The organism is Nonomuraea sp. CX421, from assembly GCF_059358955.1.
Window position 1 is genome coordinate 19,836 of record NZ_JCADBK010000001.1, and the last position, 23,136, is coordinate 42,971.

The following is a 23,136-nucleotide window of genomic DNA, read 5'->3' on the forward strand; positions in this document are numbered from 1 at the left end:
CGGAGGAGTCCGGTGGACATTGAGTTCTCGTTGGCACTGCCGCGGGATGCGATAGGCATCCCGATGGTCAGGCGAGTGCTGGGCGATGCGCTGCGTTCGCTCAACGTGAGCGAGACCTGCATCGCCGACATGCTGCTCGCGGTCTCCGAGGCGTGCTCCAACGCGGTGCGGCACGGAGGTCCCGCCAATCGCTACGAGGTGACGGCGTCGATCGGCTACGGCCGCTGCGACGTGCGCGTGGCCGACAGCGGGCGCGGCCTGCCGTCAATGCCGCCGCACTTCCCGCCTCCCGACACCGAGAACGGCCGCGGCCTGCTGATCATGCGATCCGTCGTGGACGAGATCTCCTTCGGCGTCACGCCCGGCAACGGCACCACGGTCCACCTGCGCAAGCTGCTCTCCTGGGACGACGAGGCCACCGCCCGCCCCCGTCAGCTCGCCGCCGTCTGAAAGACCCCCGCCGGCCGCCTTCCGCTCCAAGCGGCCCGCCGGCCCGGGTGACCTGGCCCACCTGGCGAGGAACAACCCTCCGTACCCGATAACCTGGGAGCACCGCCCCGTCCACCCCGAAGCGACGGCGGCGCGTGCGTGCGCAATCCTCGAAGGGGACGACTGTCATGAGCGCTGCCCGTGTGGGCGTAGTCACGTTTCCAGGAACTCTCGACGACCAGGACGCCGCCAGAGCCGTGCATCTCGTCGGCGCGGAGGCGGTTCCGCTGTGGCACGCCGACCACGACCTGAAGGGGGTCGACGCGGTGTTCCTGCCGGGCGGCTTCTCCTACGGCGACTACCTTCGCTGCGGTGCCATCTCCCGGTTCGCGCCGCTGATGGACGAGCTCATCCCGGCCGCCCGCGCGGGGCTGCCCGTGCTCGGCACCTGCAACGGGTTCCAGATCCTGTGCGAGGCGCACCTGCTGCCGGGCGCGCTGACCCGCAACGCCTCGCTCCACTACGTATGCCGTGACCAGCGGCTCCGCGTCGAGCAGGCCGACACCCCGTGGACCGGCGCGTTCGCGCCCGGTCAGGAGATCGTGCTGCCGATCAAGCACGGCGAGGGCCGCTACGTGGCCTCCGCCGACACGCTCGCCGCACTCGAGGCCGGCGGCCAGGTCGTCGTGCGCTACCTCGGCGGCAACCCCAACGGCTCGCTCAACGACATCGCCGGCATCAGCAACGAGGCGGGCAACGTGGTCGGCCTCATGCCGCACCCGGAGCACGCGGTCGAGGAGCTGGTCGGCGCCCCGAGCACCGATGGCCTCGGCTTCTTCACCTCCATCCTCAAGAAGCTGGTGAACACGTGAGCGAGCGACACAGCATCGCGGCCGACAGCGTCCAGCGGGCCGCCGAGACGCCCGACGAGCAGATGCCGTTCGCCGAGCTGGGCATGAAGCAGGACGAGTACGACCGGGTCAAGGAGATCCTGGGCCGCCGTCCCACCGGCTCCGAGCTGGCCATCTACAGCGTCATGTGGTCCGAGCACTGCTCGTACAAGTCGTCGAAGGTGCATCTCAAGCAGTTCGCCACCAAGGCGCCCAAGTCTGAGGCGCTGCTCGTCGGCATGGGCGAGAACGCCGGAGTCGTCGACATCGGCGACGGCTGGGCCGCCACCTTCAAGATCGAATCGCACAACCACCCGTCCTACGTGGAGCCGCACCAGGGCGCGGCCACCGGCGTCGGCGGCATCGTGCGCGACATCATGTCGATGGGCGCCCGCCCGATCGCGGTCATGGACTCCCTGAGGTTCGGCGGCGCCGACGCCGTCGACACCCGGCGGGTGCTGCCCGGCGTGGTCGAGGGCATCAGCCACTACGGCAACTGCCTGGGCCTGCCCAACATCGGCGGCGAGGTCGTCTTCGACCCCTGCTACATCGGCAACCCGCTGGTCAACGCGCTCTGCGTGGGCCTGCTGCGCAAGGACCAGATCAAGCTGGCCACCGCGCCCGGCCCCGGCAACCAGGTCGTGCTGTTCGGCGCCTCGACCGGCCCCGACGGCATCGGCGGCGCGAGCGTCCTGGCGAGCGCGACCTTCGAGGACGAGTCGCACGCCAAGCGGCCCGCCGTGCAGGTCGGCGACCCGTTCATGGAGAAGCTGCTGATCGAGTGCTGCCTGGAGCTCTACGCCGCCGACGTGGTCGTCGGCATCCAGGACCTCGGCGCGGCGGGCGTCTCGTGCGCCACCACCGAGCTGGCCGCCAAGGGCACCGGCGGCATGCGCGTCGACCTCAACCTGGTCCCGCTCCGCGATCCCTCGCTCAGGCCCGAGGAGATCCTGATGAGCGAGTCGCAGGAGCGGATGATGGCCGTCGTCCGGCCCGCCGACGTTCCCGCGTTCATGGCGATCTGCGAGAAGTGGGACGTCCCGGCCACCGTCATCGGCGAGGTCACCGACACCGGCCGGCTGGTGATGACCTGGGACGGCGAGACGATCGTCGACATCCCGCCGGGCACCGCGGCCGACGAGGGACCGGTCTACGAGCGGCCCTTCCACGAACCCGCCGGGCAGGCCGCCCTCAACACCGACTCCCCCGACCGGCTCGACCGGCCCACCGACCTGCGGGCCACGCTGCTCCAACTGCTCGGCTCGCCCAACCTGGCGTCCAAGGATTGGGTGACCTCCCAGTACGACCGCTACGTCCGTTCCAACACCGTGCTGGCGCAGCCGGCGGACGCCGGGATGCTGCGCATCTCCGAGGCCATCGACGGGGCGGAGCCGACGACCAGGGGCATCGCGCTGGCCACCGACGGCAACGGCCGCTACGCCAGGCTCGACCCCTACGCGGGTGCGCAGCTGGCGCTGGCCGAGGCCTACCGCAACGTCGCCGTGACCGGCGCCAAGCCGCTGGCCGTCACCAACTGCCTCAACTTCGGCTCGCCCGAGGACCCCGAGGTGATGTGGCAGTTCGCCGAGGCGGTGCGCGGCCTGGCCGACGCCTGCAAGATCCTGGGCGTGCCGGTCACCGGCGGCAACGTCTCCTTCTACAACCAGACCGGCACGACCGCCATCCACCCGACCCCGGTCGTGGGCGTGCTCGGCGTGATCGACGACGTGGCCAAGCGGGTCCGCACCGGCTTCGTCGCCGAGGGGCTGCGCGTCGCGCTGCTCGGCGAGACGCTTGAGGAGCTCGGCGGCTCGGAGTGGGCGCACGTCGCCCACGGTCACCTTGGTGGCCTGCCGCCCGTGGCCGACCTGGAGGCCGAGCAGGCTCTGGCCACCGTGCTCGTCGAGGCGGCCCGGCGGGGGCTGCTCGAAGGCTCTCATGACCTGTCCGACGGCGGTCTGGCGATCGCGCTGGCCGAGTCGTGCCTGGCGCGGGGCGTCGGCGCCACCGTGACGCTGGGCGAGGACCCGTTCGTCGAGCTGTTCAGCGAGTCGGCCGCGCGGGCGCTGGTCGCGGTCGCGCCGGAGCGGTTCGAGGAGTTCGCCGCGCTGTGCGGCGACCACGAGGTGCCCTGTCACGGGCTCGGCGTCACCGGCGGCACCTCGCTGGTCGTGGAGGGTGTGCTGGAGGTGCCCGTCTCGGAGCTGCGCGACCGGCACTCCGCCGCGCTGCCCGCGCTGTTCGGCTGAGCGCGAGGGGCCGGTACGAAACTCCGTACCGGCCCCTCGCGGTGTCAGGCGGTGTGTCAGGCGGCCTTCAGGCAGACGACGTACACCGTGCCACTCGTGTGGCCCTGTCCCTGCATGTTGACCGTCCAGGCGGACGAGCCGGAGGGCATGCTGGCGATGACCTGACCGCCGTTGGAGACGGAGAATCCGCCGCCGGTCGCGATGTCACCCGCGTCGCAGGAGGCGGTGCCACCGTTCTTGGAGAACTGAGCGGTCTTCGTGTAGCTCGTGTAGGTCGTGCCCTTGCCGTCCTTGCCGTCCTTGCCCGGCTCGCCCTTGGGGCCCTGCGGGCCCTGCTTGCCGTCCTGGCCGTTCCGGCCGTCCTTACCGTCCTTGCCGGGCAGGCCGGGCTTGCCGTCCTTACCGGGGAGGCCGGGCTTGCCGTCCTTGCCGTCGGCGCCCTTCGGGCCCTGCGGACCCGCAGGGCCGGTCTCGCCCTTGGGGCCCTGGGGACCGGCGGGGCCGGTCTCACCCTTGGGGCCCTGGGCGCCCTGCTTGCCCGGGATGCCCTGGCGGCCCTGCGGGCCCTGAGCGCCCGTGTCGCCCTTGGGGCCCTGCGGGCCGGTGTCGCCCTTGCTGCCCTCGACGACCGTGGTGGTGGACGATCCCCCGCCGATCAGTACCCGGATCTCGGTCGTCCGGCACTTGGTGGTCGGGTTGACGATGCGCGCGTACCGGCTCTTCTTGTGCACGCAGGCGTGCACCTCGCCCGCCGCGGACGCCTGGCTCGTCGCCGAGGCCGTGGCGGCGCCACCGACGGTGAGAAGTGATGCCGCCAGTGCGCCAACGGCGGCGAGAGTGAGCGTGCGCCCCCCGCGAACCTTCATGATCAGTTTCCTTCCGGACACAGGTGTTGCTCAGGTTGAGCATGAGGTTCACGTTTCAAACGTTCCAGGGGAGTACAGAAACTACATAACGTGTTTATTACATTGCAAAGCGTTACTTTCGCTCCTGACGCTTCTTGACTGGTCAAAATGATCGACTACCCGTAAAAGGACGCACTGGCAGGCCCGTACGGCATGGATAATCGGGACTGTCCGGGGGGGCACCATCCGATGGAGGACGACCTTGGCGACCGACAGTCCCTACCTCCCACCCGCGACGCAGCCGGTGCGAGGGGTTGTCTGGGCCATCCACCTGATCCTGCCGTTAGCGGGGCTCTGGCTGCTGCTGGCCCAGCCGCAGCTGAACATCCGCTGGCAGCACAACCCCAGCCACTTCTGGATGATCATCACGGTGGCCGGCGTCAACGTGGTGCTCGGCACGCTGATCAGCGAGGCGTCCCGCAGGCGGCAGGACGCCCGGTTGTTCCTGGTGTCGATGGTGTTCCTGGCCAGCGCGGGCTTCTTCTTCCTGCACGGCCTGGCCACGCCGCAGGTCATCCTGCCCACCGGCTCGCTGGGGTTCGACCTCGGCCAGCAGGTCGGGCTCACCATCGCGGCCGGGTTCGCGTTCGCCTCGGCCCTGCCGCTGGGTGAGCGCCAGGCGCGGACCGTGCTCGCCCACCAGCATCTCGTGCGCGGCGTGCTGTTCGGCTTCATGATCCTTTGGGGGCTGGCCTCGCTGATCGACGGGCTGACCCCGCTCAGCCGGCCGCCGCTGACCGCGCCGGTCCTCTGGCTGTCCTGGGGCGCGATCCCCGGCCTCGTCCTGTACGCCGCCGCCAGCGTGATGATGTTCAGGCTGCACCGGCGCCGGCCGTCGGCCATGCTGATCAGCCTGATCACCGCCTACGCCCTGCTCGCCGAGTCGATGGTCGCCGGGATGTCGCAGCTCAACTGGCATCTGTCCTGGTGGGAGTGGCACATCCTGCTGACGTTCGCCTTCGTGTTCGTGGCCTACAGCGCCTACCTGCAGTTCAGGCGCGAGGGCTCCAGCGCGGGACTGTTCGACTCGGTGACGCTGGCGGCCACGCTGGCGCGCATCCAGCAGCAGTACGACAAGGCGCTGGAGGAGCTGGTCGAGCACGTCCGCCGGGGCGAGCCGCTGGCCGCCACCCGGCTGTCGGGGAAGTTCCGGCTGAACGAGGGCCAGGTCGCGGTCCTCGACCGGGCCGGTGAGGCGCTGGCCAACGAGCGCGAGCTGTCGGAGCGGCTGTCGGCCCTCGTCGCGGTGAGCGCCCGGACCCGCGTCGGCCTGCCCGAGACCCAGCTGCTCGCGGACGTCCTGGAGCACGTGCGGCAGGCGTACGGAGACGTGCGGATCGGCCTGATCGCCGAGGGCAGGACCCACATCGGCTCCCGCGAGTACGACTTCACCGGCGACCAGCCGATCAGGCGCGACAACCTGCTGGCGTTCCCGCTGACCGTCAAGGGGCGGCTGGCGGGCGCGCTGGAGGTGCCGGTCGGGCGCACCGCTCAGGACGAGGCGCTGGCCGCGACCCTGGCCGGGCAGCTGTCGCTCTCGCTCGAGAACGCCCGCCTCTACCAGGAGCTCGACACGCTCTTCCGGCAGTACATGTCGCCCGACGTGGCCAACGCCCTGCTGGCCGACCCGGCCCAGGCGGCGCTGGGCGGCCAGCTGAAGGAGCTGACCGCGCTCTTCGCCGACCTGAAGGGGTTCACCACGTTCTCCGAGCAGGTCACGCCGGGCGAGATCGTGGAGATGCTCAACCGCTACCACACGGCCGCCGTGCCGTGCATCCTCGACAACGGCGGCACGATCGTGCAGTTCGTCGGTGACGCGCTGCTGGCCCTGTTCAACGCGCCGGCCGCGCAGGACGACCACGCCAGGGCGGCCTGCCGGGCGGCGCTGGCCATGCAGCAGGCGGCCGCCGAGGTGGCGGAGGAGGTCGCCTGGAGCCGCGTGGACGACGTCGAGTGGCCGACGTTCCGGGTGGGGGTCAACACCGGGCCGGCTCTCGTGGGCAACATCGGCAGCCCCGAGCTGCGCGGTTTCAACGCCATGGGCGACTGCGTGAACGTGGCCGCCAGGTTGCAGGGGCTGGCCGAGCCGGGCACGGTGGTGATCGGCGAGACCACGCTCAAGCAGCTGGGCCGCGGCGCCAAGGTGAGCCCGCTGGGCAAGCTGAGCCTCAAGGGCAAGGAAGAACGGGTGGCCGCGTATGTTCTGGCGGCGTTGTCATAGAAGGTCAGGGATTCCGCGGCCATAATCAGCGCATGAATCCAGAGCCCGGCGAGTTCCTCTCCCTGCTGACCCCCGAGGAGATCGAGGCGTTCCGCGCCGTCGGGCGGCCTCGGCGCTGGGAGCGTGGGGCGACCGTGATGACCGAGGGCGACACCTCCGACTGGGTGCTCGTGCTGACCGAGGGCCGGGTCAAGGTGTCCTCCCACACCAGCAGCGGCACCGAGGTGGTGCTCGCGGTACGCGGGCCCGGCGGGCTGCTGGGCGAAATGTCGGCCATCGACGGCTCACCGCGTTCGGCCACGGTCACCGCGCTGGAGCCGATCGCGGGCTTCGTGGTGCGCGACTTCCCGGCCTTCCTGCAGACTCACGGGCACATCGCCGTACTCCTCATCCGGCTCGTGACGGGACGGCTGCGCGACGCGGACCGCAAGCGGATCGAGTACGGCGCGTTCGACACGACCGGCAGGGTGGCGACGCGGCTGCTGGAGCTGGCCGAGCGCTACGGCGAGCAGACCGCCAGCGGCGTGCGCGTGGCGCTGCCGCTCTCCCAGGACGAGCTGGCCGGATGGACCGGCGCCTCGCGCGAGGCGGTGAGCAAGGCGCTGCGCACGCTCCGCGACCGCGGGCTGATCGAGACCGGCAGGCGGCGCGTGGTGATCCACGATCTCGAAGGGCTGCGCAAGCGGGCCCGCTGACCCCGACCAAAACGGGCGTACGTTGTACGTCATAGTGGAGGGCATGCTCGAGGTCCCCCCCGATCACGCCGCCCGGATGCGCTACGCCTGGAAGGTCTGCTCGGTCACCAGCCTCGGGCTCATCCTCATCGGGGTCGCGGGCAGCACGCTGAACGTCGCCCTGCCCACGGTCGTGCGGCACTTCTCGGCCGACCCGTTCCAGTCGAACTGGATCCTGCTGTCGTTCCTGCTGGTCAACACCGCGAGCCTGGTGTTCTTCGGCCGGATCGCCGATCTGCTGGGCCGGCGGGAGGTCTACCTGCTGGGCTTCGCGCTGTTCACCGTGGCCTCGCTGCTCGCCGGGCTGTCGCCGAACGTGTGGTTCCTGGTCGCGATGCGGATGCTCCAGGCGGTAGGGGCGGCGATGATCCTGGCCAACGGCACAGTGATCATCACCGACGCGTTCCCGCCCGAGCGGCTCAGCCAGGGCATGGGGGTCTACATCGGCACCATGTCGGTCGCGCAGCTCACCGGCCCCACGCTCGGCGGCCTGATCGCGGAGACCGCGGGCTGGCAGTGGATCTTCTGGGTGAACGTGCCCGCCGGGCTGATCGCGCTCACCTGGGGCGCGATCACCCTGCGCAGGATGCCCAGGGGCCCGAAGCAACCGGTCGACGCGCTGGGCAACGCGCTGGTCTTCGCCGCGCTGTCGGCGGTGCTGCTGGCGCTGTCGGAGGCGGGCTCGCGCGGCCTGTCCAGCCCGATCGTGCCGGTCGGCGTCGCGGTGTTCGTGGTGCTGGCGCCGCTCATCTTGCTGGTCGAACGCCGGGCCTCGCATCCGGTGCTCGACCCGCGGCTGTTCGGCGGGCGGATGCTGGCCTGCGCGAACCTGGCGTCGTTCTGCAACGCCATCGCCCGGGCCTCACTGATCCTGGTGGTGGCCCTGTACTTCCAGGCGGCGCGTGGCGTGGACGCCTTCGCGGCCGGGCTGAGCGTGTTGCCGGTGCCGGTCGGCATGGCCCTGGCCTCGCCCGTCGCGGGCTCGGTCGGCCGCCGGGTCTCGCCGTACGCGCTGGCGATCGGGGGCTCGCTGATGAGCGCCGCGGGGCTCGGCACGCTGATGCTGACGACCGATCCCGCGACGCCGTACTGGATCATCGGCATCGGGCTCTTCGTGGCGGGCTGCGGCAGCGGCACGTTCCTCACCGGCAACACCACGCAGGTCATGGCGGCGCTGCCGGCCGGGAGCCTGGGCGTGGTGAACGGGTTCCGGCTGATGATCATGAACGTGGGCATCGTGCTCAGCGTCGGGCTCTCACTCAGCGTGCTGGCCGGATCGGTGGGGCCCGAACTGGGGGCGCAGGTCTACGCGGCCACCCTGTCGGAGCTGTCCCCGGTGGCCGTGGACCTGCTGATGGACGGCTTCCGGCGGACGTACGGGGTGTTGTTCGGCGTCGCCCTCACCGGCGCGCTCATGGCCGCCCTGGCCCGCGCCCGCCGCGGTTAGCGCCCCACGACCCCTGCCGGGACAGGGGCGCCGAACCAGGTGCGCAGCGCCTCGCGCAGCTCGTCCGCGCCGCCGCCGGCCTGTGCCGCCCAGGCGACGTACCCGTCGGGCCTGATCAGCACCGCCTGCGCGGGACCGGCCGCGCCGGTCGCGGCGATCACGTCCACTCGGCCGGCCCAGTCCTCCGCCGCCGCCACCAGGTCGGTCCGGCCCGCCAGATCCAGCAGGACCGGCCTGCCCGTCCGCAGGAGCTCGGCCACCCTGACCCGCCCTGCCTCGGTGCCCAGCACCAGATCCGGCATCCATCCGCCGACGAGCGGGTGCCCGGGACCTGCCACCCCCATGTCGTAGCGGAGATCCGCCCCCGACAGCAGATCGGACAGCCGCCGCGCGTTGGCCCTGTCGTCCATCAGCTCACCGAGCACCTCGCGCAGCGCGGTGATGTTCGGCCCCGGCGACAGCAGGGCGGTCTGCGCCCTGCTGTGCATGATCACCCGCTCCCCCGCCGGACGCCGCTCGTTCTGGTAGCTGTCGAGCAACCCGTCGGGCGCCCAGCCCTTGACCGCCGCCGCGAGCTTCCAGCCCAGGTTGAGCACGTCCTGCAAACCCAGGTTCAGCCCCGGCCCTCCTACGCCCGACTGGACGTGCGCGGCGTCACCGACCAGGAACACCCGCCCCTGCCGGTAACGATCGGCCAGCCGGGAGTTGACGCCCCGCGTGACGGTCGCCAGCGACGGCGCCCGATCGGCCGGCGGCTCGCTCATCGGCACGTCCGCGCCGAGCACCCTGCGGACGGCGGCGCGCAGGTCCTCGATCGAGCTGTCCGTTCGAGCGCTATCCCGGGGCCGGCCCCACTCCTGGACGCCGACCCGGTAGATCCCCGGCTGGAACATCCCGAAGGCGAAGACCCCGGTCTCGGTCCGCGTGAAGCTCGCCGACCGGAGCCGCCCGACCTTTCCCGGCACCTCCAGATCGCCGGTGCCCGGAACCGCCACGGGCGGATGGATGACGACCTGCCCCGAGCGCGCCACGAAGCCGTCGTCGGTGAATCCCGGAAAGCCGATGCCGCTCTGCTTGCGCACCGTGCTGTGCCCGCCGTCGGCGCCGACCAGGAAGGCGGCGCTCAGCCGGTAGCCGCCGTCCGGCCCGAGCGCCTCGATCGTCACGGCGTCGTCGTCCTGCTCGATCGCCGTCACCTCGTGTCCGCGCCGGATCTCCACGCCCAGCTCGCGGGCGCGCTCCTCCAGCGACTCCTCCATCCGCCACTGGGTGACGGGCAGCGTGTAGAGGGCGTTCTCCGCCCAGCCGGCCAGGTCCAGCGGCAGCGCCCCGAACTGGAATGACGGCACGGGCACCGGTGGGCTGGCGACGCCGCCGAACCGCTCGTACAGGCCCCGGTAGTCCAGCGCCTGCACCACGCGGCCGACCAGGCCATTGGCCTTGGGCGTCGAGGAGCGCTCCGGCAGCCGCTCCAGCACCACGGCCCGCACTCCCGCCAGGGCCAGCTCGCATCCCATCAGCAGCCCGCTGGGGCCACCGCCGACGATCACGACGTCCATGGAGACTCCTCCGATTTTTTGGACTCATCGTTCCAACTAAGTCTTCTGTATTGTTGGACTCGTGAGTCCAGAAAGTCAACCGGCCGCCCGCCGGCGCGGCCGCCCGGCGAAGCGGCAGCTGATCGTCGACGCCGCCCGGCGGGTCTTCCTCCGCCACGGCTACACCGACACGAGCATCGAGATGATCGCCGCCGAGGCGGAGGCGTCGAAGCAGACGATCTACAACCACTTCGAGGGCAAGGAGCAGCTCTTCGCCGCCGTCGTCAGGGCGGTCCAGCAGAGCGTGATGACCGACTCCGAGACGCTGTTCGCGGCGCGGTTCACCGAGACGGGCGACGTCGAGCAGGACCTCCGCGCCGCCTTCAGACTGATGACGGAGCTGAACCTGAGTGGCGACGTGGCCGCCTTCCGCCGCCTGGTCACCATCGAGCAGCTCCGCCATCCCGAGCTGATGCGCGAATGGACCCAGCCCAGGCCCGCCTTCGAGAGCTTCGTCGCGGCGGAGATCCGGCGTCAGACCGCCTGCGGCGCCCTCGACGTGCCCGACTCCGCCCTGGCGGCCCGCCAGCTCATCACGCTGATCCTCAACGAGGCGATCAACCAGTCCAGGTACGGCCTGCGCATCCTGACCGAGGCCGAGATCGGCCGGATCGTGGACGACGGCGTGGACTTCTGGCTGCGCGCCTACCGGGCCGACGGGAGTCGCTAGCGGCGGGCGGCGAGCGCCTCGATGCCGCTGAGCAGCAGGTCGACGCCGAAGGTGTCGTAGAGACCGGTGTCACCGCCGCCGGACATGGGCCCGGCCATCTCCACGAGGTGCGGATATCTGTCGGCGGGCAGGGACTCCAGGGCCAGCCGCTTGACCCGGTGGATCTCGGCGACCTCCTCCGGGGTGCGCGACCGGTCGAAGTGCACGGGCGCGTCGGCGATGGAGATGGCGCCCTGCAGCAGGTACTTGGAGATCAGGCAGCTCTCCTCCCTGTTGAACCCCGCCGTACGGGCCAGCCCGAGCGCGTGGTCCCAGACCGCCAGGAAGTTGGGCACCTCGGTCTGGCCGACCTGCTCCAGCACGCCCTTGGCGCACGGGTGGGCGCGGAGGGTCCTGATCAGCCCCTCGGCCAGGTCGCGGAGCCGGCGCTGCCACGGCCGGTCGTCGGCGGGCTCCGGCACGAAACCGGCGATCAGGTGGTCGGCCATGCCGACGAGCAGCTGCTCCTTGTTCTTGAAATGCCAGTAGAGGGCCATCGGCGTCACCCCCAGATCGGCGGCCAGCCGCCTGATGGTCACCGCGTCGAGCCCTTCGGTGTCGCCGACCCGCAGAGCCCGCTCGACGATCGCCTGGGCCGTCAGTTTTCCCATCACGGTTGACAACTATACGGCGTACACGTTCCACTATACGGCGTACAAGTACGGCGTATAGGAGGAATTGTGGACCGGAGATGGTGGGCGCTGGGCGCGGTGGCGCTCGGAACCTTCATGACGTATCTCGACAACAACGTGGGCAACGTCGCCCTGCCGACGATCCAGCGGGAGCTCGGGCTGACGATCTCCGGGCTGGAGTGGATCGTGAGCGCCTACATCCTGGTGTTCGCCGGGTTGATGCTGGCCGGGGGCAGGCTGGCCGACGTGCTCGGCACCAGGCGGGTGTTCGTCACCGGCCTGCTGATCTTCACCGCCGCCTCACTGGCCGCCGGGCTGGCGACCAGCGGCCCGGCGCTGATCGCTGCCCGCGCGGTGCAGGGCGTCGGCGCGGCCCTGCTCACCCCGACGGCGCTCGCGCTGATCACCCAGCTCTTCCCCGACCCGGCCGAACGCGGCAGGGCCGTCGGCCTCTGGGGCGCGACCGGCGCCCTGTCCATGGCCCTGGGACCCGCGACCGGCGGCTTCATCAGCGAGAACCTGCACTGGGGCTGGATCTATCTGATCAACGTGCCGGTCGGCGCCGTGACCCTCGGGCTGGCGCTGTGGGCGATCCGGCCCGTCCACACCCGGATCCGGCGCGGCCTCGACCTGCCCGGCCTGGCCACCTCGACCGTGGCCCTGTTCGCCCTGACGTACGCGCTCATCGAGGGCGGGGTCGCCGGCTGGACCTCGCCCGAGATCCTGGCCGCCTTCGCGATCAGCCTGGCCGCCGCCCTGGCCTTCGTGCTCGTCGAGACCCGGGCCGCCGAGCCGATGATCGACCTGACCCTCTTCAGGTCACGCGTCTTCACCGGTGGCACGATCACCAACGGCATCTGGTCGTTCGGCGTGTTCGGCATCTACTTCTTCAGCGCCCTCTGGCTGCAGAACGTGCTCGGCTTCTCCCCCACCGAGGCCGGCGGCGCGTTCGTGCCGATGGCCCTGGTCATGGCCGTGGTCGCGATCCTGTCGCAGCGGATCACCGCGCTGCTCGGCATCGCCAGGACCGTGGCGCTCGGGATGGCGCTGATGGCCGTCGCCATCTTCATGATCTCCGGCATCGGCGCCGACGGCACCTACGGCGACGTGCTGCCCTGGTTCCTGATGTACGGCCTGGGCGGCGGCCTGCTGGTGCCGTTGACCGCGGCGATGCTGTCCGGGATGCCCGAGGGCCGGGCGGGAGTGGCCTCCGGCGTGCTGAACGTCTCGCGTGAGGTGTTCGGACTGCTCGGCATCACCGTGCTCGGCGCGCTGCTCACCTCCCGGCAGGGCGCGAGCGACCAGCCCCCGCTGGCCGCCTTCCTCGACGCCTACCAGTTCACCCTCGTGATCGCCGCGGTGGTCGTGCTGGCCGGCATCCCGGTGAGCCTCTACACGCTGCGCGCCCGGCGCGGGCCCGTGGCGCCCGCTCAGGCCGCGCCCACCACCGTGGGATCGGCGAACTGAGTGCGGTAGAGCTCCTCGTAGCGGCCACCGAGGGCGAGCAGCTCGGCGTGCGTGCCGCGCTCCGCCACCCGGCCGTCCTCGATCACCAGGATGACGTCGGCGGCCCGTACGGTGGACAGCCGGTGCGCGATCACCACGGCGGTGCGCCCCTCCAGCGCCTCGGCCAGCGCCGCCTGCACGGCCGCCTCGGAGGTGGAGTCGAGCGCGGCCGTGGCCTCGTCCAGGATGACCACCCGGGGCCGGGCCAGCAGCAGCCGGGCGATCGTGAGCCGCTGGCGCTCGCCGCCGGACAGCCGGTAGCCTCGCTCGCCCACCACGGTGTCGAGCCCGTCGGGCAGCGACTCGATCAGCGTGCCGAGCCTGGCCCTGCGCAACGCGTCCCAGAGGTCGTCCTCGCTCGCCTCGGGCCGGGCGAACAGCAGGTTGGCCCGGATCGACTCGTGGAAGAGGTGACCGTCCTGCGTGACCATGCCCAGGGTCGCCCGGATCGAGTCGGCGGTCAGGTCACGCACGTCCACCCCGCCGAGCCGGACGGCGCCGGAGTCGACGTCGTACAGGCGGGGCAGGAGCTGCGCGATCGTGGACTTGCCCGCGCCGGAGGAGCCCACCAGGGCGACCATCTGCCCCGGCTCGGCCCGGAACGACACGCCGTGCAGCACCTCGGCACCGCCGCGGCTGTCGAGCACGGCCACCTCCTCCAGCGAGGCGAGCGAGACCTTGTCGGCCGAGGGGTAGGCGAAGCGCACGTCGTCGAACTCGACGGAGACGGGCCCGTCGGGCACCTCGACCGCGTCGGGCCGGTCCTGGATGAGCGGCTTGAGGTCGAGCACCTCGAAGACCCGCTCGAAGCTGACCAACGCGCTCATCACGTCCACGCGGGCGCTGGCGAGCGCGGTCAGCGGCGAGTAGAGGCGGGTCAGCAGCAGCGCCATCGCCACCACCGAGCCCGGTTCGAGCTGCTGGCGCAGCGCGTAGAAGCCGCCGAGCCCGTAGACGAGCGCCAGGGCGAGCGCGGAGACCAGCGTCAGGGCGGTGACGAAGACCGACTGCGTCATGGCCGTGCGGACGCCGATGTCGCGCACCCGGCCGGCCCGGCGGGCGAACTCGGACGACTCGTACGAAGGCCGGCCGAACAGCTTGACCAGGGTCGCGCCGGGCGCGGAGAACCGCTCGGTCATCTGGGTGCCCATGGCCGCGTTGTGGTCGGCCGCCTCGCGGCGCAGCCGGGCGATCCGGACGCCCATCCGGCGGGCGGGCAGCACGAACACCGGCAGCAGCACCAGCGCCAGCAGCGTGATCTGCCAGGAGATGCCGATCATCACGGTGACCGCGAGAAGGAGGGTCACGAGGTTGCCGGCCACGCTGGACAGCGTGTCGGTGAAGGCGCGCTGGGCGCCGATCACGTCGTTGTTCAGCCGGCTGACCAGGGCTCCGGTGCGGGTCCTGGTGAAGAACGCGATCGGCATCCGCTGTACGTGGTCGAAGACCGCGGTGCGCAGGTCGACGATCAGTCCTTCGCCGAGGCCGGCCGACAGCCAGCGGGTCAGCAGCCCGAGCCCCGCCTCCAGGATCGCCAGGCCCGCGATCAGGGCGGCGAGGCCGACCACCACGCCGGCCGCCTCACCGCGGCCGATCGCGTCGATCACCCGCCCCGCCAGAACCGGAGGGGCGATCGCCAGGGCCGCCATCACCACGCTGAGCAGCAGGAACAAGGCCACCTTCCGGCGATGCGGGTAGGCGAATCCCCAGACGCGGCGGAGCGTCGCCCTGGAGACAGGACGACGCTCCCGCTGGTCGTTCATCGAATACAACTGGTGCCACGCGGTCATCTCCATGCTCATGGCATGGAGACTAAGACCTGAACTTTACTTGAGGTCAACTCCCGATCCGCTTGCCCTGGGCGTGCCACACGACCGCGACCGACGGCAGCGGCTGGCCGCCGTCGGGCCACCGGCTGCCGGGATTGTCCGGGGTAGAGCCGTCCACCTCGCCCGGGTGCTGCACCGCGACGAAGACGCTGCGCTGGTCCTCGCTGATCAGCGGGCCGCAGGTCTCGGCCCCGATCGGCACCGTGAGGAACTGACGGAGGTGGCCGCGTTCCCTGCCGCGTACGGGCATCACGAACAGGCCGTCGTTGGTGCCGAGCGCGTTGCCGTCGGTGGAGATCCACAGGTTGCCGTCGCCGTCGAAGGCGACGTTGTCCGGGCACGAGATCGGCGAGACCTTGGCCTTGTCGTAGCCGGCGAAGTAGGTCGCGGCGTCGCCGGGGTCGCCGCAGACCAGCGGCAGCGACCAGGCGAACGTCCTCTCGGCCGCGTCGTCGCGCCGCTCGACGATCTCCAGGACGTGGCCGTGCTTGTTCGAGGCGCGCGGGTTGGCCTCGTCCGCCTGAGCCGGGGTGCGGTTGGAGTTGTTGGTCAGCGCGACGTAGACGGCGCCGGTGACCGGGTTGCGCTCGACGTCCTCCGGGCGGTCCATCTTGGTCGCGCCCACCTTGTCGGCCGCCGTACGCGTGTAGACCAGCACCTCGGCGGCGGTCATGCCCGCCACATGGGAGGTGTCGCCGCTGACCAGCGGGATCCATTCGCCCGAGCCGTCGAACGCGCCGTCGGAGGGCGGCTTGCCGGTGCCGTCGAACTCGGCCGCGGGGCTGTCGCCGGTGAATCTCGCCACGTACAACGTGCCCTCGTCGAGCAGCCCGCGGTTGTGGCGGTCGTGGCCGTGCCGGTAGCGGTTCTTGGACACGAACTTGTAGATGTACTCGAAGCGGGAGTCGTCGCCCATGTAGACGACGAGGCGGCCGTCGCGGGCCAGCGTGGTGGTGGCGGCCTCGTGCTTGAAGCGGCCGAGCGCGGTGCGCTTGACCGGCGTCGAGCCGGGGTCGAACGGGTCGATCTCCACGATCCATCCGAACCGGTTGGCCTCGTTCGGGTGCTTGGCCAGGTCGAAGCGCTCCTCCACCCGGTCGAAGCGGCGGCTGCTCGACGAGACGCCGGACGGCAGCGTGTAGCGGGCGGTGTACGGCCGCTGCGCCTCGGGCACCTGGTCGGCGTTGACGAAGTACTGGTCGAAGTTCTCCTCGGCGGTCAGCACGGTGTTCCACGGGGTGGTGCCGCCCGCGCAGTTGTTCAGCATGCCGACCGGGGTGGTGCCGGCGGGGTCGGCGGCCGTCCTGAGCAACTCGCTGCCCGCCGCGGGGCCGCTGAACCGCATCGCGGTGCCCACGGTGACGCGCCGGTTGTAGCGCCTGCGGCCGCTGGTCACCAGCTTCCACTGGCCGGTGCCGCGCACCCGCTCGACCTCGACCACCGAGCCGCCGTGGGCGGCCATCGCGATCCTGATCTGCTCCTCGGTCGCCGCCGCTCCACCGGTGTAGCCGCGGAACATCATCGCCTCGTTGGTGTATTCGTGGTTGACCCACATCAGGCCGCGGTCGCGACCCATCGGGAACAGCGTCACGAAGTCGCAGTTGTAGCCGAACTGCCTGGCCTGGGCCTCGGCGGTCTGGTGCTCGTAGTCGAACGCCGGCGCGTCCGGCAGCACGGGGTCGCCCCACCGCGCCACCACGGACGAGGTGTAGCCGGCCGGCACCCGCAGCGCGTCCTCCCGGTTCGGCGGCACCGGCGTGAAGCGGAGCGGCCCGCCCTGGGCACCGGCCCCCCTCGGGGTCGGGGTGCCGTGCCCGGGGGTGGCGAAGGCGGGGGTGGCGAGGGCGGCCCCGGTCCCGGCCACGAGGGCGCCCAGGGCGCCGGCTCGGATGACGCCCCGCCGGGACAATGCCTGCTCGACGACGTCGCCGAAGTAGGCGTTGCCGCTGTCGTTGCCGTCCGCGTGCGCGCAGGCGTTGCCGCAGCGGAACTGGCAGGTCATCGCCGATCGGCCGGATTTGTGTGAGAGCAACGGAAGAAGCCGGTTCGCCACAGGAACTCCAATTAAGGGTGCGCGATAGTCCGGCTGGGACGTTACGGTCACCGGCGAAACCCCGGGTGAACGGCGACCCCCGGTGCGATGAACGCTCTCCCGGCGGGGCGCCGCGCGCGTCAGCGCGGCATGGGCATCGGTGGGTCGTCCTCCGAGGCGGCGGGGAGGAACTTCAGCTCGTCGAGCAGGTCGGGAGTCTGGGCCAGCTCCTTGAGCTCGGCCTGGCACGACGCGCACGTGTCGAGGTGGCGCTCGAACGCCTCGTGTTCGTCTTCGTCGAGGACGCCGAGAACGTAGGCGGCCACCTCTTCGTGCATTACCCGGCTACCCCCTTGTCCGCCAGCAGCGCACGGAGAGCCTTGATCCCGTAGTAGAGCCTGGACTTCACCGTGCCCGGCGGGATCCCCAGAATCTCCGCCGCCTCACTTATCGTACGGTCCCGTAGGTACGTCTGCTCAATGACTTCACGGTGTTCTTCCGAAAGATCACGAAGAGCGGCTAAAACGACGATGGCGGATGACGCGCGGTCTGCGCCATCCGCAGCCGTCTCGTGAGAATGGACCCCGTCGCGCCGGCGCCCGTCTCTCACCAGGCGGCGGGCCTCGGTGACGAGCCAGGCCCACAACAGCCCCGGCTCCCAGTGCCGCCTCGCCGGGTCGCGCCCGGCCTTGCCGATCGCCTCCCGTACGACGTCCTCGGTCCACCGGAGGTCGTTTCCGGTCAGGCCGCGCACATGCCGCCGGAGGGGACCGCCGAACTCCCGGTGGAGGGACGCGGTGCGGTGCTCGGCCTCGGCATCCGCACTCTCGAACCTGTCGTCGACATGTGTCAGCACGGGCGTATCTTTACATCTTCGTTATCAGTCCGATAGGTACTCGGATAACTCCAGTCATTTCTGACTATTTCCGCCGAAGAGGGAACCGATCCGGCCGACATCACGTCTCCTCCTCCGACGCGAATTCCCGATCAGTCCTGGCGTTCCGGCCGAGGCTGCCTCAGCACCACGAGGGCGACGACGAAGGCGGCCGCGAGCAGCGCCGTGGCGCAACCGAACGCCAGGCGATAACCGCCGGTCAGCGCGGCGGCCTCGGCGGTGCCGGCGGACAGCAGGTCCGAGGTGCGCGAGGCGGCCAGCGTGGACAGCACCGCCACGCCCACGGCCATCCCGATCTGCTGGGTCGTGTTGAACAGCCCGGAGGCCAGGCCCGCGTCGTCGGCCCTGGCGCCGGACATGCCGAGCGCGGCCAGCGCCGGGAGCACCAGACCGCCGCCCGCGATGAGCACCATCACCGGCAGCAGGTCGGTGACGTAGTCGGCGTTCACCGGGACCCGGCTGAGCCAGCTCATCGCACCGAGCAGGAGCAACAGTCCGGCCAGCAGGACGGCTCGCTCGCCGAAGCGGGTGTTGAGCCGGGCCGAGACGAACAGGGACACGCCGCCGATGGCGACCGCCGCGGGCAGCATGGCCAGGCCGGCGCCGAGCGCGCCGTAACCGAGCACCTTCTGCATGAAGATCGCGACGATGATCTGGAAGGCGAACATGGCCGACACCGTCAGCATCTGGACCAGGTTGGCGCCTGACACGTTGCGCGAGCGGAGGATCCGCAGCGGCATCAGCGGGGTTCGGGCGGTCATCTGGCGGGCGACGAATCCGGCCAGCAGGGCGAGTGACACCGCGCCCAGGCCGAGGGTGTGCGCCGCGAGCCAGCCGTACTCCTCGATCTTGACCACGGTGTAGATGCCCAGCATCAGACCGCTGGTGACCAGGACGGCGCCGACGACGTCCGCCCCGGCGGCGAGCCCGGCCCCGCGCTCGTCCGGCAGCACCCGGATCGCCAGCGCGATCGTCGCCAGGCCGATCGGCAGGTTGATGAAGAAGATCCAGTTCCAGCTGAACGCGTCGGTGAGGACACCGCCCAGGACCTGACCGATTGAGGCGCCGGCGGCCCCGGTGAAGCTGAAGACGCCGATCGCCTTGGCCCGCTCACCGGGCTCGGCGAACAGGGTCACCAGGATGCCGAGCACGACGGCGGCGGCCATGGCGCTGCCGACACCTTGCGCGAACCGGGCGGCGATCAGCAGGCCGGGGCCGGTGGACAGGCCGGCGAGCAGCGACGCGGCGGTGAAGACCGCGTTGCCGGCCAGGAACATGATCTTGCGGCCGAGGAGGTCGCCGAGCCGCCCGGCGAGGAGCAGCAGCCCGCCGAAGGCGATCAGATAGGCGTTGACGGTCCAGCTCAGGCCGGCCGGCGAGAAGCCCAGGTCTCTCTGCATGGCGGGCAGCGCGACGGTCACGATGCTCCCGTCGAGGATCGTCATCAGCGATGCGGTGGACAGCACGCCGAGCGCGGTCCACCGCGAGGCGGTGCGGGGGCGCCGGGAGGAAATTTCGGTATGCGACAAAGCCGTCTCCTGTATCCGAGAGGAACAGAAGAGACCGTAACAGATAGTTTTGTTATAGACGATCCCTTGCGGACCTACTTTGTGCGCTGCCGTGCCCGGCGGGCTCCCGGCGGCGCCTCGACCGGAGTGGCCAGATGGCCCGTGACCAGGCGGTTCATCGCTCGTACGAGCACCTCGGCCTCGTCCGCCGGCAGCGCGGCCAGAGCCTCCCGGTGGACGCCGTCGACGACCTCCTGGCTCCGTCTCGCGACCTGCCCGCCCTTCTCGGTGACCGCGACGATCCGCGCCCTGCGGTCGGTGCTGGACGGGCGGCGCTCGGCCAGCCCGGCCTTCTCCAGGGCGTCGACCGTGACCACCATGGTGGTCTTGTCCATGTCGCCGAGCTCGGCGAGCTGGATCTGGGTGCGCTCCTCCTCCAGCGCGTGGACCAGGACGCAGTGCATCCGCGCGGTCAGGCCGATCTCGGCGAGCGCCGCCGCTATCCGGGTGCGCAGGACATGACCGGCGTGGTCCAGCAGGAACGACAGGTCGGGCTCCGCGCGAGTGGGTGCCAAGGCGATCATGCCGCCAGTCTACCGATTGGTTCCGTTCTGGATTATCTAGGCATCGACGCATTCGCGGAGATGCGGAGGGCACGCCCGGCCGGGAGGACAATGGCGGGGTGCCACCACGCAGACCCGACCCCGAGAAGCTGCGGGCCGCCCTCGACGCCCAGCTGGTCGCGCTCGACGAGCCGCCCTACGACGGGCCCGCCGCCGCGCTGCCCGGCGCGCTCGTCGCGGCCGTGCTCGCCGCCTACGACCGGGGCCGCACGCCCGAACGCGACGCCGCCCGGCATGCCGTGCGCCACCTGCTCGACCGGCTCGTGGCGGCCGCTCCCGGCCGCACCGTCGAGGTGCGGGTGCCGCCCTACGCCGCCGTGCAGGCCATCGCGGGTCCCCGCCACACGCGCGGCACTCCCCCCAACGTGGTCGAGATGGACGGCCGCACCTGGATCGAGCTCGCCATGGGCCGCCTCAGCTGGGCCGACGCCATGGCCAACGGGGCCGTCTCGGCGAGCGGCGCCCGCGCCGACCTGTCCGAGCACCTGCCGCTCTAGCTCGGCGGCGTCATCCACGGAAACTTGTTCCGGAAGCACTGGTCGGCGAGCTCGCCGGGCAGTTGCGCGCACTCCTGCACCACGCTGTAGAACCAGACGGCCACGACGGTGAAGAGGATCAGCGCCAGCACGCTCAGCACGATGCCGGTGATCGCCCGGCCCTTGCCGACCCCCTTCGTGAGCGCCACGGTCCCGAACACGATCGACAGAATGGCGGTGAGCAGGCCGGTGAAACAGACGAAGACGAGAAACGGGCTGGCCACGCCGAGCACCAGCGACGCCGTGGCCAGGCCGCTGCCCGGCCCGCTCGGCTGGTAGCCGTAGGGGCCCGGCGCGTAGCCGCCGCCCGGCTGGGCGTAACCGGGCGGCCCGCCACCGGGCGGGCCACCGTACGGGCTGGAGGGCGTGGTGCCCGGCACCGCGGGCTCTGCTGTGCCGTACCCGGCCGTCTCACCGGGCCGGCCGGGCACACCGGGCGACGGCTCGTACCTGGAGGGCGCCGACGTGGGCGGCGGCCCCTCCTCGTGTCCCTGAGCGCCCTCCCAGCCCGGATAGGTCGGCGTGCCGCCGGGCCCCTGGTACGGCTGTGCCTCGGGGCGGGGCCGGCCAGGCGTGCCGAAGGCGACCGTGCGCTCGGCGTCGGCCCCACCGCCCTCGGGCACCTCGGTCGGCTCCGGCACCTCGGGCGAGGTGGGCAGGTCGGGGCTCGGGGGGACGGGCGGCTCCTCGCCGGGCTCCCTGGCGGGCGGATGCAGCCGCCTCGGCGTCGGCTCGCCCTCCCGCGGCGGCTCGTCGGGGTGCGGCACCACCGGCGGCAGGGGTTCGATGGGCTCGCCCGGCTCACCGGGCTCCTCGGACTCGCTGCGCGCCCCGGGCGCGCCGGAGCCCAGATAGTCGTCGGGCAGGTCCTCGTCCCACCTGGAGGTGAACGGCGGCTCGTCCGGGCCGGGTCCTCGCCCGGGCTCGTCCCCGGACGGGCGAGGGTGGTTCGGATCCTCAGGTGTCTTCACGTCTGCGTCTCCCGAGGTGTCTACATACCGGATACTTCACCCTTGCGCGTAGAGCGCCGTCGAAACCGCCCGACACGGTCAGGATCGCTCCAACCTTCCGTCACCATGCGCCAAAGCGGCAGGCAGCAGGCAAGATGGGGGCATGCTGGACGAGACTCTGACCTACGCGCTGATCAAGGTCGTGAAGTCGCACCGCAACCAGATGGCGGCGGCGCTGCTCCCGCTGGGCCTGCACGTCGGCCAGGAGTTGCTGCTCAACCAGCTGTGGCGCGAGGACGGCCTGACCCAGGCCGAGCTCATCACCCGCCTGGGCGTCGAGCCGCCGACCGTCACCAAGACGCTCCAGCGCCTGGAGCGCGCCGGTTTCGTACGCCGGAGCCCTGATTCCGACCGGTCCCGGCTGATCCGCGTCCACCTGACCGAGACCGGCAGCGCGCTGCGGGGTCCGGTGGAGGAGATCTGGCTCAGGACCGACGAGGAGCTGCAGGCCGGCTTCTCCCCCGACGAGCGCGAGTTGCTGGCCCGCCTGGTGCGAACCATGCCCCGCTGAGCCCTTCCGGCGCAATCGGCTTGCGACTCTCACGCGAATAGGATTAGCTGGCTAATTAGTCAGCTAATCACCAAGGGGAGTCAGCATGCGCGTGCTCATCACCGGCGGGTCGTCCGGCATCGGAGCGGCCACCGCCGTCGCCTACGCCAGGACGGGCGCCAAGGTCACCATCACCTACACCTCCGGCGCCGACCGGGCCGCCGAGGTCGTCAAGCGGATCGAGCAGGCGGGCGGCTCGGGCTCGGCCGTACACCTGAACCTGGATGACCACGCGACCATCGCGCCCGCCGCCGCCTCGGCCGGGCCGGTCGACGCGCTGATCCTCAACGCCGTCCGCTGGGGCACGATCCCGCCCGGCGGCGTCGCGTTCGAGGACGTGCCCGCCGCCGAGTGGTCGGCCGGCCTGCACGCCAACGTGGTGGCCAACGCCCTGCTCGTGCGGGCCGTACTCCCGGCGATGCGGCGCGCGGGATTCGGCCGGATCGTGTTCGTCTCCTCGGGCGTGGGCGAGGAGGGCGTGCCCGGCCCCGGCCCCTACGGCACCGCGAAGATGGCGCTGCACGGCATGGCCCGCGCGCTGGCCTGGGAGGCCGGCCGCGACGGCATCCTGGTGAACGTGGCCGCCGCCGGCCTCACCATCACCGAGAATGATCGCCCCCTCCCACCCCAGGTCCTGGAGGCGGTCGCCGCCCGCACGCCGAGCCGCCGCCTGTCGACGGCCGACGACGTCGCGGCGCTCATCCTGTTCCTCGGCTCGGCCGCCAACCGCAACCTCACCGGGGAGATCGTCCGCGACGGATCGAACGCCGGAAGATCGGCTCACGCTCTCTGATCCGCCCCGGGTGTGCGAGCAGGGAAGAGTCCGACCTAGA

21 protein-coding genes are annotated in these 23,136 nt (G+C 71.3%); 11 read left to right on the top strand and 10 right to left on the bottom strand.

Annotation, left to right across the window (positions count from 1 at the left end; genetic code table 11):
- Window positions 1–12: 12 nt before the first annotated feature.
- From AC5L3X_RS00100 to purL, 3 genes are all read left to right on the top strand, one after another.
- Window positions 13–450 (top strand): ATP-binding protein, encoded by a 438-nt coding sequence (locus tag AC5L3X_RS00100; RefSeq protein WP_225261871.1) that lies wholly within the window; start codon window positions 13–15, stop codon window positions 448–450.
- 167 nt (window positions 451–617) lie between these two features.
- Window positions 618–1,301 (top strand): phosphoribosylformylglycinamidine synthase subunit PurQ, encoded by a 684-nt coding sequence (purQ, locus tag AC5L3X_RS00105; RefSeq protein WP_494854195.1) that lies wholly within the window; start codon window positions 618–620, stop codon window positions 1,299–1,301.
- Window positions 1,302–1,363: 62 nt separating this feature from the next.
- The gene (purL, locus tag AC5L3X_RS00110) at window positions 1,364–3,568 is read left to right on the top strand and encodes a phosphoribosylformylglycinamidine synthase subunit PurL (RefSeq protein ID WP_494854942.1); all 2,205 of its coding nucleotides are present in this window, start codon (window positions 1,364–1,366) and stop codon (window positions 3,566–3,568) included.
- Window positions 3,569–3,624: 56 nt separating this feature from the next.
- Here purL and AC5L3X_RS00115 read toward each other — a convergent pair whose 3' ends face one another.
- Entirely contained in the window at window positions 3,625–4,434 is an 810-nt protein-coding gene (locus AC5L3X_RS00115) for a hypothetical protein (RefSeq protein WP_494854196.1), read from the bottom strand.
- Between the two features lie 241 nt (window positions 4,435–4,675).
- On the opposite strand from AC5L3X_RS00115, the gene AC5L3X_RS00120 reads away from it, so the two are divergent.
- From AC5L3X_RS00120 to AC5L3X_RS00130, 3 genes are read left to right on the top strand one after another with little or no spacing between them, the layout of a single operon-like run.
- Window positions 4,676–6,694: an adenylate/guanylate cyclase domain-containing protein gene (locus AC5L3X_RS00120; protein WP_494854198.1), complete on the top strand. Its 2,019-nt coding sequence runs from the start codon at window positions 4,676–4,678 to the stop codon at window positions 6,692–6,694.
- A 32-nt stretch (window positions 6,695–6,726) separates the two neighbouring features.
- Window positions 6,727–7,389 carry a Crp/Fnr family transcriptional regulator gene (locus tag AC5L3X_RS00125; RefSeq protein ID WP_494854199.1) on the top strand — a complete coding sequence of 221 codons (663 nt, stop codon included), beginning with the start codon at window positions 6,727–6,729 and terminating at the stop codon, window positions 7,387–7,389.
- A gap of 43 nt (window positions 7,390–7,432) precedes the next feature.
- Window positions 7,433–8,875 carry an MFS transporter gene (locus tag AC5L3X_RS00130; RefSeq protein WP_494854201.1) on the top strand — a complete coding sequence of 481 codons (1,443 nt, stop codon included), beginning with the start codon at window positions 7,433–7,435 and terminating at the stop codon, window positions 8,873–8,875.
- On the opposite strand, the gene AC5L3X_RS00135 is transcribed toward AC5L3X_RS00130, so the two are convergent.
- Entirely contained in the window at window positions 8,872–10,434 is a 1,563-nt protein-coding gene (locus AC5L3X_RS00135) for an FAD-dependent monooxygenase (protein WP_494854202.1), read from the bottom strand. The two genes, AC5L3X_RS00130 and AC5L3X_RS00135, sit on opposite strands and share 4 nt — an antisense overlap.
- Window positions 10,435–10,495: 61 nt before the next feature.
- Between AC5L3X_RS00135 and AC5L3X_RS00140 the strand changes: the two genes are divergently transcribed.
- Window positions 10,496–11,143 (top strand): TetR/AcrR family transcriptional regulator, encoded by a 648-nt coding sequence (locus AC5L3X_RS00140; RefSeq protein ID WP_189121870.1) that lies wholly within the window; start codon window positions 10,496–10,498, stop codon window positions 11,141–11,143.
- On the opposite strand, the gene AC5L3X_RS00145 is transcribed toward AC5L3X_RS00140, so the two are convergent.
- Window positions 11,140–11,793, bottom strand: coding sequence for a TetR/AcrR family transcriptional regulator (locus AC5L3X_RS00145; RefSeq protein ID WP_494854944.1), 654 nt, complete (start codon window positions 11,791–11,793; stop codon window positions 11,140–11,142). The genes AC5L3X_RS00140 and AC5L3X_RS00145 overlap by 4 nt on opposite strands.
- 69 nt (window positions 11,794–11,862) lie before the next feature.
- Here AC5L3X_RS00145 and AC5L3X_RS00150 point away from each other — a divergent pair, with 69 nt between their 5' ends.
- Complete coding sequence (locus AC5L3X_RS00150) at window positions 11,863–13,281, top strand: MFS transporter (RefSeq protein ID WP_494854204.1); 1,419 nt, start codon at window positions 11,863–11,865, stop codon at window positions 13,279–13,281.
- Here AC5L3X_RS00150 and AC5L3X_RS00155 read toward each other — a convergent pair.
- The 6 genes from AC5L3X_RS00155 to AC5L3X_RS00180 form a co-directional block, all read right to left on the bottom strand.
- Window positions 13,245–15,122 (bottom strand): ABC transporter ATP-binding protein, encoded by a 1,878-nt coding sequence (locus tag AC5L3X_RS00155; protein ID WP_494854206.1) that lies wholly within the window; start codon window positions 15,120–15,122, stop codon window positions 13,245–13,247. The genes AC5L3X_RS00150 and AC5L3X_RS00155 overlap by 37 nt on opposite strands.
- 34 nt (window positions 15,123–15,156) lie before the next feature.
- On the bottom strand, window positions 15,157–17,151 hold the full coding sequence (locus AC5L3X_RS00160) for a PhoX family protein (RefSeq protein ID WP_494854207.1): 1,995 nt from the start codon (window positions 17,149–17,151) through the stop codon (window positions 15,157–15,159).
- Between the two features lie 170 nt (window positions 17,152–17,321).
- Entirely contained in the window at window positions 17,322–17,519 is a 198-nt protein-coding gene (locus AC5L3X_RS00165; protein ID WP_494854209.1) for an anti-sigma factor family protein, read from the bottom strand.
- Complete coding sequence (locus AC5L3X_RS00170) at window positions 17,519–18,037, bottom strand: sigma-70 family RNA polymerase sigma factor (protein ID WP_494854210.1); 519 nt, start codon at window positions 18,035–18,037, stop codon at window positions 17,519–17,521. The genes AC5L3X_RS00165 and AC5L3X_RS00170 overlap by 1 nt, the downstream gene beginning before the upstream one ends.
- A 131-nt stretch (window positions 18,038–18,168) precedes the next feature.
- Entirely contained in the window at window positions 18,169–19,605 is a 1,437-nt protein-coding gene (locus tag AC5L3X_RS00175) for an MFS transporter (RefSeq protein ID WP_494854211.1), read from the bottom strand.
- A 74-nt stretch (window positions 19,606–19,679) separates the two neighbouring features.
- On the bottom strand, window positions 19,680–20,168 hold the full coding sequence (locus AC5L3X_RS00180) for a MarR family winged helix-turn-helix transcriptional regulator (protein WP_494854212.1): 489 nt from the start codon (window positions 20,166–20,168) through the stop codon (window positions 19,680–19,682).
- Between the two features lie 98 nt (window positions 20,169–20,266).
- On the opposite strand from AC5L3X_RS00180, the gene AC5L3X_RS00185 reads away from it, so the two are divergent.
- Window positions 20,267–20,704 carry a sterol carrier family protein gene (locus AC5L3X_RS00185; RefSeq protein WP_494854214.1) on the top strand — a complete coding sequence of 146 codons (438 nt, stop codon included), beginning with the start codon at window positions 20,267–20,269 and terminating at the stop codon, window positions 20,702–20,704.
- Here the strand turns inward: AC5L3X_RS00185 and AC5L3X_RS00190 are convergent.
- Window positions 20,701–21,714: a DUF4190 domain-containing protein gene (locus AC5L3X_RS00190; protein ID WP_494854216.1), complete on the bottom strand. Its 1,014-nt coding sequence runs from the start codon at window positions 21,712–21,714 to the stop codon at window positions 20,701–20,703. The two genes, AC5L3X_RS00185 and AC5L3X_RS00190, sit on opposite strands and share 4 nt — an antisense overlap.
- Window positions 21,715–21,856: 142 nt before the next feature.
- Between AC5L3X_RS00190 and AC5L3X_RS00195 the strand changes: the two genes are divergently transcribed.
- Window positions 21,857–22,264 (top strand): MarR family winged helix-turn-helix transcriptional regulator, encoded by a 408-nt coding sequence (locus AC5L3X_RS00195; protein ID WP_189121879.1) that lies wholly within the window; start codon window positions 21,857–21,859, stop codon window positions 22,262–22,264.
- Between the two features lie 85 nt (window positions 22,265–22,349).
- Window positions 22,350–23,096: an SDR family NAD(P)-dependent oxidoreductase gene (locus tag AC5L3X_RS00200; RefSeq protein WP_494854218.1), complete on the top strand. Its 747-nt coding sequence runs from the start codon at window positions 22,350–22,352 to the stop codon at window positions 23,094–23,096.
- The last annotated feature ends 40 nt before the right edge of the window (window positions 23,097–23,136 follow it).

Coding starts and splice junctions, on each gene's coding strand:
- purQ (WP_494854195.1), top strand. CDS start 618: ATGAGCGCTGCCCGTGTGGGCGTAGTCACGTTTCCAGGAACTCTCGAC.
- purL (WP_494854942.1), top strand. CDS start 1,364: ATGCCGTTCGCCGAGCTGGGCATGAAGCAGGACGAGTACGACCGGGTC.
- AC5L3X_RS00115 (WP_494854196.1), bottom strand. CDS start 4,434: ATGAAGGTTCGCGGGGGGCGCACGCTCACTCTCGCCGCCGTTGGCGCA.
- AC5L3X_RS00125 (WP_494854199.1), top strand. CDS start 6,727: ATGAATCCAGAGCCCGGCGAGTTCCTCTCCCTGCTGACCCCCGAGGAG.
- AC5L3X_RS00130 (WP_494854201.1), top strand. CDS start 7,433: ATGCTCGAGGTCCCCCCCGATCACGCCGCCCGGATGCGCTACGCCTGG.
- AC5L3X_RS00135 (WP_494854202.1), bottom strand. CDS start 10,434: ATGGACGTCGTGATCGTCGGCGGTGGCCCCAGCGGGCTGCTGATGGGA.
- AC5L3X_RS00145 (WP_494854944.1), bottom strand. CDS start 11,793: ATGGGAAAACTGACGGCCCAGGCGATCGTCGAGCGGGCTCTGCGGGTC.
- AC5L3X_RS00155 (WP_494854206.1), bottom strand. CDS start 15,122: ATGAGCATGGAGATGACCGCGTGGCACCAGTTGTATTCGATGAACGAC.
- AC5L3X_RS00160 (WP_494854207.1), bottom strand. CDS start 17,151: ATGACCTGCCAGTTCCGCTGCGGCAACGCCTGCGCGCACGCGGACGGC.
- AC5L3X_RS00165 (WP_494854209.1), bottom strand. CDS start 17,519: ATGCACGAAGAGGTGGCCGCCTACGTTCTCGGCGTCCTCGACGAAGAC.
- AC5L3X_RS00180 (WP_494854212.1), bottom strand. CDS start 20,168: ATGATCGCCTTGGCACCCACTCGCGCGGAGCCCGACCTGTCGTTCCTG.
- AC5L3X_RS00195 (WP_189121879.1), top strand. CDS start 21,857: ATGCTGGACGAGACTCTGACCTACGCGCTGATCAAGGTCGTGAAGTCG.
- AC5L3X_RS00200 (WP_494854218.1), top strand. CDS start 22,350: ATGCGCGTGCTCATCACCGGCGGGTCGTCCGGCATCGGAGCGGCCACC.